This is a genomic window from Vibrio fortis (genome assembly GCF_024347475.1).
Classification (GTDB): domain Bacteria; phylum Pseudomonadota; class Gammaproteobacteria; order Enterobacterales; family Vibrionaceae; genus Vibrio; species Vibrio fortis.
The window spans coordinates 2,302,201-2,318,169 of sequence record NZ_AP025487.1; the positions used below are offsets into that span (position 1 = coordinate 2,302,201).

Annotated in this window: 9 protein-coding genes; 4 read left to right on the forward strand and 5 right to left on the reverse strand. The window is 41.8% G+C overall.

Going from position 1 to position 15,969, the window contains the following annotated elements; genetic code table 11:
• Nucleotides 1–88: 88 nt before the first annotated feature.
• From OCV50_RS09955 to gmtX, 3 genes are read left to right on the forward strand one after another with little or no spacing between them, the layout of a single operon-like run.
• Nucleotides 89–1,591 carry a site-specific integrase gene (locus OCV50_RS09955; RefSeq protein WP_261902938.1) on the forward strand — a complete coding sequence of 501 codons (1,503 nt, stop codon included), beginning with the start codon at nt 89–91 and terminating at the stop codon, nt 1,589–1,591.
• Nucleotides 1,584–4,619, forward strand: a complete 3,036-nt coding sequence (locus tag OCV50_RS09960; protein ID WP_261902939.1) for a VPA1269 family protein — start codon at nt 1,584–1,586, stop codon at nt 4,617–4,619. The genes OCV50_RS09955 and OCV50_RS09960 overlap by 8 nt, the downstream gene beginning before the upstream one ends.
• A 4-nt stretch (nt 4,620–4,623) precedes the next feature.
• Nucleotides 4,624–5,370 (forward strand): gamma-mobile-trio protein GmtX, encoded by a 747-nt coding sequence (gene gmtX / locus OCV50_RS09965; RefSeq protein ID WP_261902940.1) that lies wholly within the window; start codon nt 4,624–4,626, stop codon nt 5,368–5,370.
• Nucleotides 5,371–5,466: 96 nt separating this feature from the next.
• Here gmtX and OCV50_RS09970 read toward each other — a convergent pair whose 3' ends face one another.
• Nucleotides 5,467–6,594 (reverse strand): hypothetical protein, encoded by a 1,128-nt coding sequence (locus OCV50_RS09970; protein WP_141341442.1) that lies wholly within the window; start codon nt 6,592–6,594, stop codon nt 5,467–5,469.
• Nucleotides 6,595–6,817: 223 nt separating this feature from the next.
• On the opposite strand from OCV50_RS09970, the gene OCV50_RS09975 reads away from it, so the two are divergent.
• Complete coding sequence (locus OCV50_RS09975; RefSeq protein ID WP_261902941.1) at nt 6,818–8,044, forward strand: ParB N-terminal domain-containing protein; 1,227 nt, start codon at nt 6,818–6,820, stop codon at nt 8,042–8,044.
• Between the two features lie 272 nt (nt 8,045–8,316).
• Here the strand turns inward: OCV50_RS09975 and OCV50_RS09985 are convergent, their stop codons facing one another.
• The 4 genes from OCV50_RS09985 to OCV50_RS10000 are packed head-to-tail and all read right to left on the reverse strand — an operon-like array spanning nt 8,317 to nt 15,825.
• Complete coding sequence (locus OCV50_RS09985; RefSeq protein ID WP_261902943.1) at nt 8,317–11,589, reverse strand: type I restriction endonuclease subunit R; 3,273 nt, start codon at nt 11,587–11,589, stop codon at nt 8,317–8,319.
• A complete protein-coding gene (locus OCV50_RS09990; protein ID WP_261902944.1) occupies nt 11,586–12,734 on the reverse strand; it encodes a DUF4268 domain-containing protein in 1,149 nt (382 codons plus the stop codon). The genes OCV50_RS09985 and OCV50_RS09990 overlap by 4 nt, the downstream gene beginning before the upstream one ends.
• A gap of 18 nt (nt 12,735–12,752) precedes the next feature.
• Complete coding sequence (locus OCV50_RS09995; RefSeq protein WP_261902945.1) at nt 12,753–14,132, reverse strand: restriction endonuclease subunit S; 1,380 nt, start codon at nt 14,130–14,132, stop codon at nt 12,753–12,755.
• Nucleotides 14,122–15,825 (reverse strand): type I restriction-modification system subunit M, encoded by a 1,704-nt coding sequence (locus OCV50_RS10000; RefSeq protein WP_261902946.1) that lies wholly within the window; start codon nt 15,823–15,825, stop codon nt 14,122–14,124. Before OCV50_RS10000 ends, OCV50_RS09995 begins: the two co-directional genes overlap by 11 nt.
• Between the last annotated feature and the right edge of the window lie 144 nt (nt 15,826–15,969).

The following is a 15,969-nucleotide window of genomic DNA, read 5'->3' on the forward strand; positions in this document are numbered from 1 at the left end:
AAGAAGGAATTGTTCACTTAATAATCACTTGCACAACCCCCAGCATAAAGTTACCATTAAAAAATAAAAGGAACTTAAGGTGGTAAATATGAGAGAACATGCCCCAATAGGTCGCCATCATATTGTCGTGAAGCAAACTGTAGTAGCTAGCCCTACAACAGTTTTTCCGATCCTTTATCTAGAGGGTCAGCATGGATATTCAATCATGTGGTCTCTTGTGGAGTATTTCATTGCGTATGCTTCCAAAAGCGATTCATGGATGCGTGACACAGCTCGAGCTGTTGGTCTTTTCTACGACTTCAATAAGGCTTACCGCAGTTCAGATTTAGACAAAACTAAACAGCTACGTAAATTCATTACAAGTCTAGAACATGGAACAATCGATACAGAAACTCATTATGATGAGACTGGGTTGTACTGGGCACCAACTGGGCTGGATAAATCAAAAAGGCTCCGTACTAGGCTCGTTGCATTTATCGATTGGGTCGATGAGCAGGAAGCCAAAGAAAAAGAAACCGGGAAATCAGATTTCAAAGCACACAAAAAGAAAAATGAAAAGCTAGCTCTATCTCTTCTGAAGTCTGCAAGATATATAATTGGACGTAGTCCCATGGCACATGTCAAAAGCCCAATAAAAGTAGCAGAAAAACTCTCGAGATCTAAAAGCAGTTTAGATTATGAATTTGACGATGACCCCAAAACCTACCAAAACTCTGAAAGTGAAACCAAAAGCTTTCCTATAGAGTTAATTGCACCTCTAATGCAAGTAGGGTTCATCAAAGATGCAGAAGCTGAAAATCCATTTGAGCGCGAAGACATCACAACAAAGATGATTACCATTCTACTCCTATTCGGCGGTCTGCGTAAGGGAGAGCCATTTCACCTATGGTTTAACGATATTTACCCCAGTGATGATTTCCAATGCCAAGCAAAACTATGTCACCCAAGATTAGCTCCCACCAATCTAGTTGGTGAATCAGATAAGACAAGGCAGGAATATCTAAAAGAGCGACGAATGAGACCTCGCCATGACAAGATGAATCCGAAGTCGTTGAAAGCAGGCTGGAAAAAACTAGCTGTTGATAAAAAAACTTATCATGCAGATGTCTTTTTCATGCACTCAGCAGCAGAGGCATTGTTCGTTTCGTTATATAACATATATCTACCATACCGAAGAACATTAATGGAAACATACATTAAAGAGAAAGGACATGACCATCCATTTCTATTCGTTGCAACTGGTACTGATAAGCGAACAGGTGAAAGCTATATCGGAGCTCCCTACTCCATGCACCAGTTCAGCAAGAGTTACAACAAGGCGTTAGATCGGGTCGAGAATCATATTGGTATGAAGATTGAACGAGGAAGAGATTCTGCCCTAAACCCACATGCATTACGTCACTGTTACGCTCAATTTCTCGATGATATGGGTGTTGACCGCAAAGTAATTCAGAGGTGCTTACATCACCGAACTATAAATGCCCAAGAAGCATATAAGGGGATTTCGGCGCAAAAAGTAAAAGATACTTTGGCTAACTACTCCACAATAAGTGCCCTGCCAAGCAAATTACAACTGACAAATAATGGCTAAGCTGATGACAAAACATGAAAACTATCTCCAGTTCAAAGGGGTTACCTATAGTGACTGCATCACTAACAATGATCTAGCTATACTTGATGGTCTGTTTGCCCCAAAAAACTCACAACGAGGCAAGGAACGTTTAGCCGCTTTCCATAGGTCTAATGAGCACTTCAAAAAACTTGTCGATAAGGGCGACTTATTAGTTAACAGCCTGTTTTATTATCAAAAAGTAGGGGAAAGTAATTTTTACTTCTCAGGTGAATTGATAAATGGGACTAAATCACAACTAGCGCAACAAGTCACTACAATTTCTGAAGAAATCGGGCTCACTAAACATATCGCTACCGAATCATCTAAAAAGACTGCTATAAATGAGTTCAGCAAAGCGGCTGAGCTCTTTCGCATCACAACAAAAGTTGAAAAATTAGAAGATGTTTCGTTGGAGCTGTTTCAACAGTTTGTAACCCCAATTAGGACTGAAGATAATCGCTGGCACCCTGACACAAATGCTCACGTTCATAAAGCGGTAAGGAACCTAGCCCTCTGCTTTGACAAACACTTCAACTGTGCGAACTTCATCAAGTGCGTAGAAGTTCAGCGAATCGATACTCGTCATAAAACAAAAGACCTATTCGAAAACCCAGACAAGCACATGACTCAATGGGTTAACTCATGGAATACATACCTCAATTCTAAAGAAGCATTCGTTACTGATCATCTCAAAGATCATTTTGCTAAATTCAGGAACTTTCTTGAGTGTACATACATATCAGACTTTCCATGTGATCCCACTGTATATTTTTCCAGATTTCGCGACGACGAATTTTATGATTGGTTAAAAGATCAGCTAGACAAAAAAGCCTTTAGTAATCAAGTCTTGATTAAAACGCTCACGACACTAGTTAATTATAGTCACTGGTTTATCGGTGAAAACATGTCTGAAACGGACGAAGAAGGTGAGTTAGTAACAATAGGTCAACCTATCTTGTCAAATCACAAATTCAATCAAGCTATAGCAACACACAGTGATGAAGATAGTGGTGACATTAAGCTAAGTGAATCCTCAAAGCCATCACCTCCGCTATGGATGATTCTAAAGCTCAAAGAAATTCTCACTGAAAATGACTTTGCATGGCCTAAGTCTCTATCAGACCAATACAACGACAAAATTGTTGACAAGAGTGGTCGCCCAGTATGGATACCAGTCATTACATACCTATATCTAGTTATGCTAGAAATACCACTCAGAAAAATTCAAGTTCTACGCCTAGACTCAGGTGAAGGAGATCAATGGAAGTATAATCCTAAGACTGACATGTGGATAAAAAATGACCATCAATTGGCGAACTATTGGAAAAAAATTGGTGCCAAGGTTCCTAACAGAGGCGTATTGCGGCGTAAATTAGTCAACGGTGTATTAGCCCCTCAATTTGTACTCTACGTTAATTCAAACAAAATTTCGGATAAGGAAGTTGGCTTCGGTGAAAAGTCTGGCTATGAGATACCTTGGAAAAATGAAACGGTAATTAAGTACCTTGACGACCTAAAAACTTGGCAGGAAAAGTATAATCCCGTGAACGCGCCAGTCCGATACAGAGACATCCCAAAGTCGGTTTTTGAGGGTGAGCCTGCTGACCAAGTGCTTGAAAGAATCCCTGACCGTTTCTATCTTTTCCGTTGCGCAAAGGACATCAAAAATGGTAATCGTCAGATGCCGCCAACAATTCGTAATCTACACGAGTTTTGGCTTAAGCTAATGGATGAGCTTGAGAAGCGACTTCATGACGATGGGATAGATTGCCAGATCATCCTTACTAGAAATAAGAATACCAAGGCACCGCAAAGTTCTTTATATACTCCGCATGGATTGCGTGTTGCAGGTTTAACTTCTTTAGCTCAGCAAGGTGTGCCAATTGAAGTGTTGAGTAAGATTATTGCCGGACACAAAAGCCTTCTGATGACAATCTACTATGTGAAATATCACCCGAGCCACATCACAGAAATTCTAAACAAGGCCAGCCGAGATCTTGAACTTAATTATCAAAAAAGTTTCCAGAACTGGTTGAAGGAAGTTGCTTGGGATCAGGTTGCCAAATACACGGCATATAACTCAGAGGATGCCATAGATGGTCTTAAATCGCCTGCGGCTAGGTGTACGGCTTCTTTATGGAATAGTACTAACCTTGGTATTTGTCCATACAATGGTACACGGTGTCACGATGGTGGAGCATGTGTACGAAAGAATGGAGCCAAAAACACTTACCTTCCAGTCGAAGACAAAAACTGTGTGATGTGTAGACACTTTATTACTGGACTACCTTGGTTGACGGAGCTTTGGGTTCACGCGAACAGCCTTATTCTTAAGGCAGAGAAGAAGGCTACCGAGATAAAACTCAATGAGCAAGACGTTCAATCATTAAAAGTTGAACAACTTAACCTAAGGAAGAAGGGTGAAGAGGTTCCACCTCAGCTAATTACTAAAATCAAAAAGGCTGAAACCATACAGGAGAGGTTGTCAATCGAAGAAGATAACTTGTTCAATGAGTTGCACGCAAGTCACAATCTAATATCAAAAATTAAGGCATTACCTAAGCCACCTATCTCAGTGAGCCAAGTCGATTCGACCAACAATCTTCCGGCGCTCTTAATGGATAATGATGCTGATTTTGATATCGACTATGCCGAATCTCCGAATAACTTCGCAAATCTAGATTTCGTTATTCAGGCAAGTCGTTTCTACAAACATGAAAGAAATGAAGATTTCGAGAGAGAGCGTGACCATTTCATCGATACAATCCTTCTACGCAACGGTTATGAGCCGATGATGCTCATGGATTTGACTCCTGAGGAAAAGCAACAGTCTGCCGATGCCTACGCCAAGTTCTTAGTGACAAAATTAGATGGAGAAAGACTTCAAATGCTCAAAGATGGCCGTAAGACTTTTGCTGAACTAGGGATAGAGCAAGAGCTATTGGAAGCTGCGCCCGTTTGTCCTACCCCCCTTCAGAGAGTAGAAATGAAAACAATCGCGGGATAATGTTATGAAAAACAATGATATATTAACATTTACAGACATTGAAAGTATTTATAAAGATCTTTACGAAGGCGCGACAAGAGAGTCCGTCAAAACTGCATTAAAAGATATTAATGAAATTTGTTCGAAAATGGTTCAAGCAAATGCCACCCCATCGGTTCCAGCGATCGTTAAAGCTCTGGCCAGCAAAGGAATCATGATTTCTGAACGGTCAATTTACAACAGGAGACAAGGTAAAAACCCTTACCCACTTCTTATTGATGCATGGACTAAAGTGCTGCAAGGAAAGAAATTAAATTTCAATAATTTAGTGAAATCAAGCACTGAACCTGACACTGGTATTCGAATAGCTGAAACTACTGGACTTATCAGGGATGAAGATTTACTCAAAATTTCTGATCCTGTTTTGAGATACCAAGTTTCAGTGTTGTTAGGTCAAATGAAATCACTTAAAAAGCAAAATTCAGTATTGAGAGAACTGCGAGAGTTGCCAGTAGTTTACCCTGACAACCAAACCTCTTCCCTTCCTAAGGAGGGTGAATTGAATCCTGATAATAAAAGCCTACAGCTAGATAAACTAGACACTGAAATCTTGACTAATTTCTTAAATGGTCACGGTGGAAAGGGGCTATTCTTTGATGATGAAGGCTCACTTTGTTCAAGTAAAGCTATTAAGGGAAACTCGATCTTGTCAGATCCCGGGCTGAAGGCAGTCATCGAAAAACTTCTGCCACCAAAGTTGACCGAGTTCTGATTACAAGGAAGGAGTCACTTCAAACAAAGGTGAGCTACATCATTAATCAATACGAAGATAGGGTAGATTGAATCGGTATCACAATATTATCGATTATCAGTCATCCCTCTTCGTAATGCCGCCAATGACTTGAAGAAAGTATGCTGCTAAGCCGACACGAAACTGACGTGTAGAGCTCGCAGCATTCTTATAAACTCGACCTTTGGCATCGAGCTCCATCACTGCACAATCACTCCAATGTGTGGCATTTTTACTGTAATCAAGAGCTCCTAACATCGTACCTGCCACTTGCATTTCATTTAGTGAGGTATTTTGGATCAATCTATTGATCGTCAAACCCAATGCCTGCCAAACCTGTGGAGAGAGATGATATCCAGAACGATCGTTGAGAACAGTATCATTCAACGCCTCAAGCCACGCTCTCAAAAATACAGCAATTTTCTCCATAAACTTATCAGACAAAGCAGAAGTTAGGCTTGCTCCATCAGACAAAATAGTATCTTTCGACATTTTGCTGTACTCCTGAGTGCCCACTCCAGCCACAGCACCAACGAGTAACTTAAAAAGTACATATTGCGTCGTGATATAGTGCTCCGACACTTTCACATGCTTGGCATCATAATTTACACCACCATAAGACTCTATAGCCGCATCTCGTATCAGCCGATCTATAAAGGGCTTCAACGGAAAGTCATCTTCTGCTAGTAAATTATGCCCTCCACGAAGATGAGGTAGGCTCAATGATGATTCTAAAATACTACCTTGTCTAAACAACTCAATAACATCACCCGTGCCTAACCCTTCTCGACTATCAAATACAATACGGACCTCAACAGTCTCCATAGCCAAACGCTGGCGAACTTCACTACGTTGATTTGCCTCTTTAACCGTCAGCCTAGAGCTAAACAAGAATGTCTTTAAACCCAACACCTTGCAAATAGCAGTCAAACCCAGAACATTACCAACAATATGAGTATTGGATGTGTCGTAATTCAAGGTCGGTAACTGATGTGATGCATTGATAAGAGTTGGTTTGCCGACAATTGCAAAAGTCAGCGACAAAGGCGCACTGACCGAGTGATCAATAACTTTTTTTTGTAGTTCAGACTGTAGTTGCTGAACTCTATCGACATTAGTTGCGTTCACAGCCGCATCAATTGCCCACCTAAGCTCAGGCAAAAGGTTAGTCGTTGAAAAATACGAAGCAATTTCAGCAATTGACATTGTGGTAATCAACGTCTGCATCGTGCGGTCATTCGAACCTACCAGCATCCCACTAATTTTTTTTTCTGAAATACTCACATTTTTTCATCCAGTTACCGAAAAATTGGACTTTAACCCAAAAATAAAACTTGATCCGACATACATGTCGGATCAATAATTTCTAGATAAAGTTACCGAGGTAAAAACGCCTGTTAACAATAATGCCACAAAAAATGGTTGAAAAATGAACGAAAGAAATACTGATAACCACAACGAGATATCGGACGAATCCCTCGAAAGCTCTATCGTTGACGGACTGTTCGTTAAATACGAAGACAAAAAAAACAACTGCTATCTAGCTAGCTCACAAAAGCTATTGGAATCAGCAAAAGCCATTTCATATCAACAAGTGGAAGAAATATTTAAATCCAAAGCTCGCTATTATTCCGGTATCAGAGCGGTTAAGACGACGCTGAAATTCATTGTAATTTATATCAGCCCACAGCTAGCACGTGATATGTTGAAGTTCTCCCGACGAGGAGCAATCAACCCAAATAATAAAAATAGGAAACTGAGCAAAGCAAAAATCAAGAAATATGCCGAGGCAATGAAAAATAGACAATGGTGTCTGACAGGTGAGCCAATCATCATCTCTGCTGAGGGGGAGATCCTAAATGGTCATCATCGATTAGAAGCTTCATATGAGGCAAATATAGGTTTTGTTGCCCCTGTAATTTTCGACGTGACTGACGACCTATCATTCGCAAATATTGATGTTGGTAATATGCGTTCTAGGTCTCAGGTATTAGAGATGGCTGGGGTACAGGTAAATGCTGTAGTTCTCTCTCGTGTAGCGATGCTGTCAAAGGCATTTGATCTGACGTCCAACCCTTATGCCTATAGAGGAACGCAAGGCACATCATTTCAACCATCCGAAATACTAGAGTATGTTGAGGATAACGAAGAGCTAGCCTTATCTGTCGATTTTGTCTCAAAAATAGTGAAACGACACAAACTGGAAAGTCAGGTATCTGAACCGATTTACGCTTTTGCTCATTATATGATAAAGCAAAAGCTCAAAGGCTATGAACTAGAAAATACACTACCGTTATCACCGGAGACTTACCTAACTCGGATTATTTCATCCTTAGGATTAGAGTCTGAAGATGACATCGAGTATCAAGTTCGTAACTACTTGCAATCGCTAGTTCATGAATCAACAGGTTATTCGCTACTGTGCAAATTGTCTGCGATTTTTAAAGGCTGGAATATGCATCTGAGCATTCCAGTATCTGGCAACAAAGTAAGTGTTCGACGAGTAGCTCGATATCGTAAAGATAGTGAGGGCAATAAAGTTCCTATGCCTTCTGCTGGAAACATCAATGAGGCATTTACAATTCCATGTGTCAATAAAGGACCAGTTCCCAAGAAGGTTTTGAAACAAGCCAACATACAGACTGTGAGTAAATAAAAAATGGTTGACGTGGTGTCATTAGTTCCAGAACTAACAGAGTTCATCCTCAATGAAAACACTCCGTTTATGGTGGTTAATCCTGACAGCTTACCGCCAAACACGCAGGTCGCAATGGATGAATTTATGACCGGAAAATCCGTTCCACATGCTGTATATATCTATTCTCACGACTATAGATTATTCCGACACTTAGTTATTTCAGGAAAAATAACCATCAAATAATAGACACGGAGATGACAGATTATGTGTTCCGTCATCTCCTTATTTGATTAGCTGTACCACCCATCAGCCAATACTTCAGCCTGCTCTAACACAAGCTTGATCGCCTCTTCAGCCGCATCAGGTGGGTACTTCCATCTGCGCAGCAGTCGGCGAACTAGGTTACGCATACGAGCACGGACACTTTCCCGCTTCTGCCAATCTACCGTTGCAGACTTACGAAGTTGATGAGTCAGTTCTATAGCAAGCTTACGTAGGTTGTCATCCCCCAACTCTCGAACCGAAGACTCGTTTTCGACCAAAGCTCGATAAAACGCAATTTCATCAACAGAAAGGTTTAACCTATCCAGCATGGCCGCATCTTCCTGCATCTCTTTCGCCCATTGAATCAACTCTTCAATAACCTGAGCCGTTTCAATATTACGGTTGTGATACTTTTGAAGCGTGGTCATGATGCGATCAGAGTATTTCTTCTCTTGAATCACATCATTCTTCATGCGAGCTTTCACCTCATCACGTAGTAACTTTTCTAATAGCTCTACTGCAAGGTTCTTCTCTTTCATGTTCTTGACGTCTTCAAGGAACTCTTCTGACAGCAAACCAATGTTCGGTTTGTCTAGCCCTACCATTGAAAAGATATCATCAACGCCATCGGCAACGACCGCATTGTTAAGGATTTGCTTAAGAGCGGTATTACGCTCTTCGTCGGTACGCTTTTTATCAACCGTTGAGTGCTTGATGAATGCAGCTTTTATCGCGGAGTAGAAAGCAATTTCGTTCTTGTAGCCGCCAGTCTCATCCATCGTGTTACATAGCGAGTAAGCCTTGGTAAGTGCAGCCATAACATCAAGAAAGCGTCGTTTACCATCTCGAACTTCTTTACCACTGCTATCGTTATGGGACAGACCGGATAAATGGTTCACAGCACCGGGCAACAATCGAAGTGCATCGGTTTCAAAATCAGGTCGATAATTGAAGGTGTGACCATCGACAGGTGTTGCGAACATGCCTCGAATGATATCGACCTTTTCCATTAACACTGCAAAGGCTTCTGCTGTATCTACAGTTGGCTGACCTTTACCCTGACTGTTGGTATAAGTCTTGAGAGCATTTTTCAACTCGTTAGCAATTCCGATGTAATCCACCACTAAGCCACCGGGTTTGTCTTTAAATACTCGGTTTACTCGGGCGATAGCCTGCATCAAGTTATGGCCTTTCATCGGTTTATCGATGTACATGGTATGACAGCATGGGGCATCGAAGCCTGTTAGCCACATATCACGTACAATCACCAATTGCAGCTCATCTTCGGTATCTTTGTAACGTTTCTCAAACAGCTTTTTCGTTTTCTTGTCATGGATATGCGGCTGCATCTTCTCCTTGTCTGATGCACTACCTGTCATAACGATTTTGATTGCTCCTTTTTCAGGATCGTCGTTATGCCACTCAGGTTTTATTGCCACTATAGCGTCATACAAATCGACACAGATTTCACGACTCATCGCTACAATCATCGCCTTGCCGGGAAATGTAGAAGTGCGGGTTGTGAAATGATTGACAAGATCTTTTGCCACTTGCTGTATTCGAGGTTCCGCACCAACAAGCTTCTCTAACGCAGCCCATTGTGATTTGATTTTTTCACGGTCTGCGGTCTCTTCATCTTCACCAATTTCATCCTCTACTTCATCGTTAAGAGCTTCGATCTTGTCCTGATTGATATCAAGTTTTGCTAGACGTGATTCGTAGTAAATCGGAACGGTTGCACCATCATCAACAGCATCTTGAATATCATAGATTGATACGTACTCGCCAAATACACCGCGAGTGTCTTTGTCATCCATGGCGATAGGCGTGCCTGTAAAGCCAATGAACGAGGCATAAGGCAAAGCGTCACGCATGTACTTAGAATAACCAAAAACGTACTTGTGAGCTTTTACAGCGCCATTTTCGTCCTTTATTTCAACCAGTTTGGACTTGTTACCATACTGACTTCGATGTGCCTCATCCGAAACGACAACAATATTTGCTCGCTCCGATAGAACTGGGTGTTCGGTTTCATCGGCTAAAAGTGCAAATTTTTGAATGGTGGTGAAAATGATGCCGCCTGATTGACGATTAAGTAATAGTTCTCGCAGGGCATCACGATCATCAGCTTGCTGTGGGATCTGTTTGAGCGTCTCTTGCGCCATGCCGAACGTGTTATAGAGCTGACCGTCCAAATCATTTCGGTCTGTGACAACAACAATCGTTGGGTTGTTCATAGTTGGCTGCTGAAGCAGTTTGCTGGCATAGCACACCATTGAGATACTCTTACCACTTCCTTGAGTGTGCCAAACGACGCCTGCCTTACCACTTCCGGATTTAATTTTGTCTAAGCCTTTTGTCGCCTGAACCTGATACTTTGCAATGTTGTCAGCCACTAAAGGTAAGTTGGCATCGGCTTGCTTCGCTTTTACTGTTGCTTCTACTGCCGCTCGAACGGCATGGAATTGATGGTAACCAGCGATCTTCTTGATTATTTTGTCGTTGTCAGTTTCGAATAAGACAAAGTAGCGAATGTAATCAAGCAATAAATCAGGTTTAAAGAAGCCCTTAACGACAGTTTCAAGCTGGTAATCCCAAAGCGGTTTATCATCTTCACCAGAAACAGTTTTCCAAGGTAAAAAACGTTCTTTGTTGGCGGTAAGAGATCCAATCCGAGCCGTCCAACCATCACTGACGACTAACGACTCGTTAAATGCAAACAGGTCAGGGATCTCATCTTTGTAGGTTTGCAGTTGGTTGTATGCGTTCCAAATATCGGCATGTTCATCTGCTGGGTTCTTCAACTCAACAACTGAGATAGGAAGGCCATTAATATACACCACCACATCTGGTCGGCGATTACCCTTGGTGCCCGTAATAGTGAACTGATTAACAACTAGGAACTCATTGTTATCTGGATTGGTGAAATCCATTAAGCGAGCATGGGTATGTTTTGGAGTCAGTTGACCATCTTCAATGATGGAGTATTCAACAGGCACACCTTCAATCAAAAGTTTATGGAATGCTCGGTTGTTTTTGATAAGCACAGGTGTTTCAGGTGTGCTTACTGTGTTCACAACCTGATTGAGAACCTCTTCTGGCAATTCAGGGTTCAATATCTCTAGCTGACTAAGCAAACGTTGTTTTAGAACGACCTGATGATAGTCATCACGTTCAGGGACGTCTGTCGCTGGGTTAACAGGGCCATCCGGTGCGATGTCATAGCCATTTTTGTATTGGTAGCCAAGCTCTTTAAACCAATCAAGGCATTGTTGTTCTAGTTGGTCTTCTGTGATCATGCGTCGACCTCATTATCAAATGTGGTACTTTTAAGTTTTTCATTCACAGTTTGCAGTGGAGATCTAAAAGCACTCTCAAGCAAAATCATATGTTCAATCAACCACTCAATCATTTCATACCACTGCTCTCGATTATGACCATCAAATTCTTTACGTGCCTGAACTCGCGATGCCTTCTTATCGTCTAACCTTAACCACTCAAGAGGTGAACCAAAAGAAGCCTCAATTTCACACTTCCTCTCGTACAGGTGATCAAATAAAAACTTATTTTCTAGACTTCCTGTTCGAGTCATTTCAAGTTGAACTCGAACTTCCTTAACGCCAAATATTAATGTAAAAGGGCACGAACGAACCCCTGATCCTGCACTTAGCCAATGATCTTTACTCGGGTTGATATTATTAAAGAGGTCACACTGGCTTCTTTTCATGGCCTCTAAGGCTTGCTCCCAGAATTCCATTCGAACTCGGTGCCTGTTTTTAAGTTCAGCTTCCGTGTTCTTTTCTTCTGCTTCTTTCGCATTCATACCAATCATCAGCTCTTTGGCTTCTGGAGTAGGAATGATCTGCTCGACATTTAAAAATAGGTCATGACCCATTGCATAAGGAGTTACCTTAAAACATTGGACTTGGATATCGTGATTGAGTAACCACAATGCTGTACTCGTTACCTCTTTGCGGAAGTTTGCAGCAACAAGCATTAATCGCTGGTTTATTCCTGAGTTAAGCACAACCTCATCCAGATCTGGCGCATCAAGGAATTCACACAATAGAGATTTAGCGTCACCACCATCGCAGTATCTATTCAAGTAAATCTGATAAATCTCCACGATTTGTGATTTCGTTAAATTAGAACAATAAGACGCATATTTGAGTGCTTGCCACATGACATCTCGCCCTGTGTCATCGAGCTTATTTTCGATGATCACGAGGTTTCCATCCTTATCTAATGCTAATAAGTCAAGACGCTCTCTGGTGTCATCAAAACCATCAAACTCTTTCTGGATGATTAATAACTCTTCACCCAACGCATTAGGCTGATGAGCTAACCACTCTTGCAAATGGTCACGCTCTCTAAAACCAAGGTCTGTAAAGCGCTTGGTTTCAATTCTTGAAATTCGATTGGATTCCTTATCAATCTTAAACACGTCTTATTGTCCTTTTGATTAGTTCTTGGTTGCCGTTTCTAACTCGATTTCGCCGGAAAGCAATTTAGGAAGCAAGGTGTCACGCAGGTCTTCAAGAACTGTATTTTGTGCATTATTTTTCGCTGCCATATCGACTAGATTACTAGCTACAGCACTGTACTTTTCTAGAAGTTCTAGTGGTGGGGTCAAAATCTTAACCTTACGAAGCTCAGCTTGCTTAATGCCTAATGCAGTTGTACCAGAAGCTCGCCCTTCCATATCTGCCTTTGCTTTTGTTGTTTGGAGCCAGTTAAACAAAAATTCTGGACTACAAACATCACTGTTAGCTCTGAGACCGTATAGTCTTTGGCTTAAACAAAAATCTTCTGAACCATCAAAGAAGTACAGCTCGCCCATAGGCGCTTCAGAAGTCATGATGATGTCACCTTTGATAAGCGGCTCTTTCATCCATTTCTTGTATGTAGCTTCATCGATAAAACGAATTGTGTCTGGGCGAACAATCTTTTTGGATTTAATGTTTTTTGCAGATATCGCTGGGTAACCTTCCTCAACCCAATCACTACCTAACTTCTTAGGTGTTTTGCCACGATGATCAATAATCATAGATGTGTGGCTATCCAGTGTTCCGACTTCCCAACCTTCCGGGATCAACCCTAGCTCAGACTCAACGAGCTTTTCTGGGAATAGCGAGGCAGTAACATCATCCATTCCTTCCGGTTGTTCGCCATTCATTTTGGCTTTAACCGGATCGAAATCGACAAACCATGATTTGAAAATGGCTTGAGCTATTTCTTCTAGGGTTTTGTTTAATTGGTTGTTAACAGTAACTTTCTTAGTCAGAGCGTTTACTTGTCCAGAAATCTCTTTTTGAATATCGATTGGTGGAACTATAACTGGTAGCTTTAGCTGACCTGTGATTCCAAGGTAAGCCCTAGTTGAACCTGAACCTGCCCATAAGCCCAAAATACTCTGGAAGTAGCGCGAATCAAAATATGATTTTAGGTAAATGTTGCTTAACTTACTCTCATCCAATACCCGATAATAGGTCACTTGAGGGGTTAGCATAATATAGTCGTGATCATTGTCTTGAACTATTGCAGTTCGACCAATCGTAGCTTTGTGAGATAACAAAACGTCACCAACTCTAGAAAAGCCTTTCCTCAAACTTGAAGCCTGTTCGTCAGTGATAAACTTACACGTTGTCAGGTCAACACGGCCACCAGATAGATCAGATGCCATGACAAATGGAACACCCGACTCAACATAATCTGAGGCTTTAGGGTGGATTCCTCCGTGATTACCATCCAATGGTTTAGCAATGACTTTGTTCTTCACTAGCTCATCAACTGTAAGTACTTCCCAGCCTACAGGTAACTCAAAAGGCAAATCAAAGCTCATAACCCAACCCCGTTAGGTTTTTCTTAATTTCAGCCTCTAGCGTTGCCGATTCTGCAAACTGTTCAGCCAACTTAGAAGTCAGCACAGCCATCTTCTCAGCAAAAGGAATACCATCATCCTCTTCTTCAGCAGCACCAACATAACGACCCGGAGTGAGAACAAAGTCATGCTTAGTGATCTCTTCAAGCATTGCTGATTTACAGAAACCAGCTTGGTCTTCGTAGCCAACACCATGAACTTCTTCACCTGTTTTCCATGCGTGGTATAGGTCTGCTACTTTGCGGATATCATCAAAACTAAAGTCACGTAGAACACGATCTTTCATGTAACCAAGGTTACGCGCATCAATAAACAGTACTTCACCTTTACGCGCACGTAGTTTGCGACCTGCTTTATCTGTGCGAGCGGTTTTGTTCTTAGTTAAAAACCAAATACACGCTGGGATCTGGGTGTTAGTAAACAGTTGGCCGGGTAACGCTACCATACATTCAACAAGATCGTTTGCGACAAGCGATTTACGGATCTCACCTTCATTGTTTGTGGTCGAACTCATCGAGCCGTTCGCCAATAGAAGCGCTTGAGAGCCGTCTGGAGCAAGGTGATGAAGCATGTGCTGCATCCATGCGAAGTTGGCGTTACCTGCTGGCGGTTGGCCGTATTTGAAGCGAGGATCGTTATCATCAACACCTGTGTTCCACTCTTTCATGTTGAATGGAGGGTTTGCCATGATAAAGTCAGCGCGCAGATCTGGATGCTGTACATTGGTATAGGTACTTGCTGGCTCTTTACCGAAGTCGTAATCCAAACCTCGGATAGCCATGTTCATAGCCGCTAGCTGCCACGTCGTGTGGTTGTACTCTTGACCGTAAATTGAGATCTTCTGCTTCTGCGTTAGTGCATCTACTTTCTTCTCGTTAGCATGGCGCTCAATAAACTTCTCTGACTGTACAAAGAAACCACCTGAACCCATTGCAGGGTCATAAACACGACCTTCAAACGGTTCAATCATTTCAACGATTAGCGATACGATAGAGGCAGGCGTATAGAACTGACCACCTTTTTTACCCTCAGCAAGCGCAAACTGACCAAGCATGTATTCGTACACATGACCGAGGATGTCTTTGCTGTTTAGGTCAGCATGAACAAACGGGATAGTCGCTATCAGGTTGATAAGCTCATTCAGCTTGGCTTGATCAATCTTCAACGAAGAGTATGACTTGTTCAGTACGCCTTTCAGCTTAGGGTTGTCACGCTCAATACCCTCTAAAGCATTGTCGATAAGGTGACCAACCGATGTAATTTTCTTCACCTTGCCGTCAATTTCAAGGTCAGCACCACCAATGACCAATGGGCCGTTGTCTTGTAGAAACTGCCAACGAGACTCCGTAGGCAGCCAGAACACGTTTTTCTCGGTGTAGAAATCGCGTTGTTCAAGCTCGATCGCAATCTCTTCAGCTAACTCTTCTTCAGAGAAGTCTGCCGGATCTAGATAGTATTCATGCTCCGGGTTAGCAAGGTCAGCTTTGATCTCGTCCTGACGCAGCTTAAACGCATCAGAAACATATTTAACAAAGATTAGGCCCAGCACAGCATGTTTGTATTGTGCTGCATCGAGAGTGGAACGTAGCTTATCTGCCGCTGTCCAGAGCTTGCTTTCCAGCTCTTTGAGGAATAGTTGTTCTTGTTCGTTCATTGCTGATTTCTTGAATTCGAAAAATTTGCCTTATGATACCAGTCGAATCACAAAAATCCTTAATTTATAACTCTGTAAAGTATGGTTTTATGAGGTCAGGAGCATATTGTCTTTTTTTGATGTAATTTCACCCTAACGACTTGA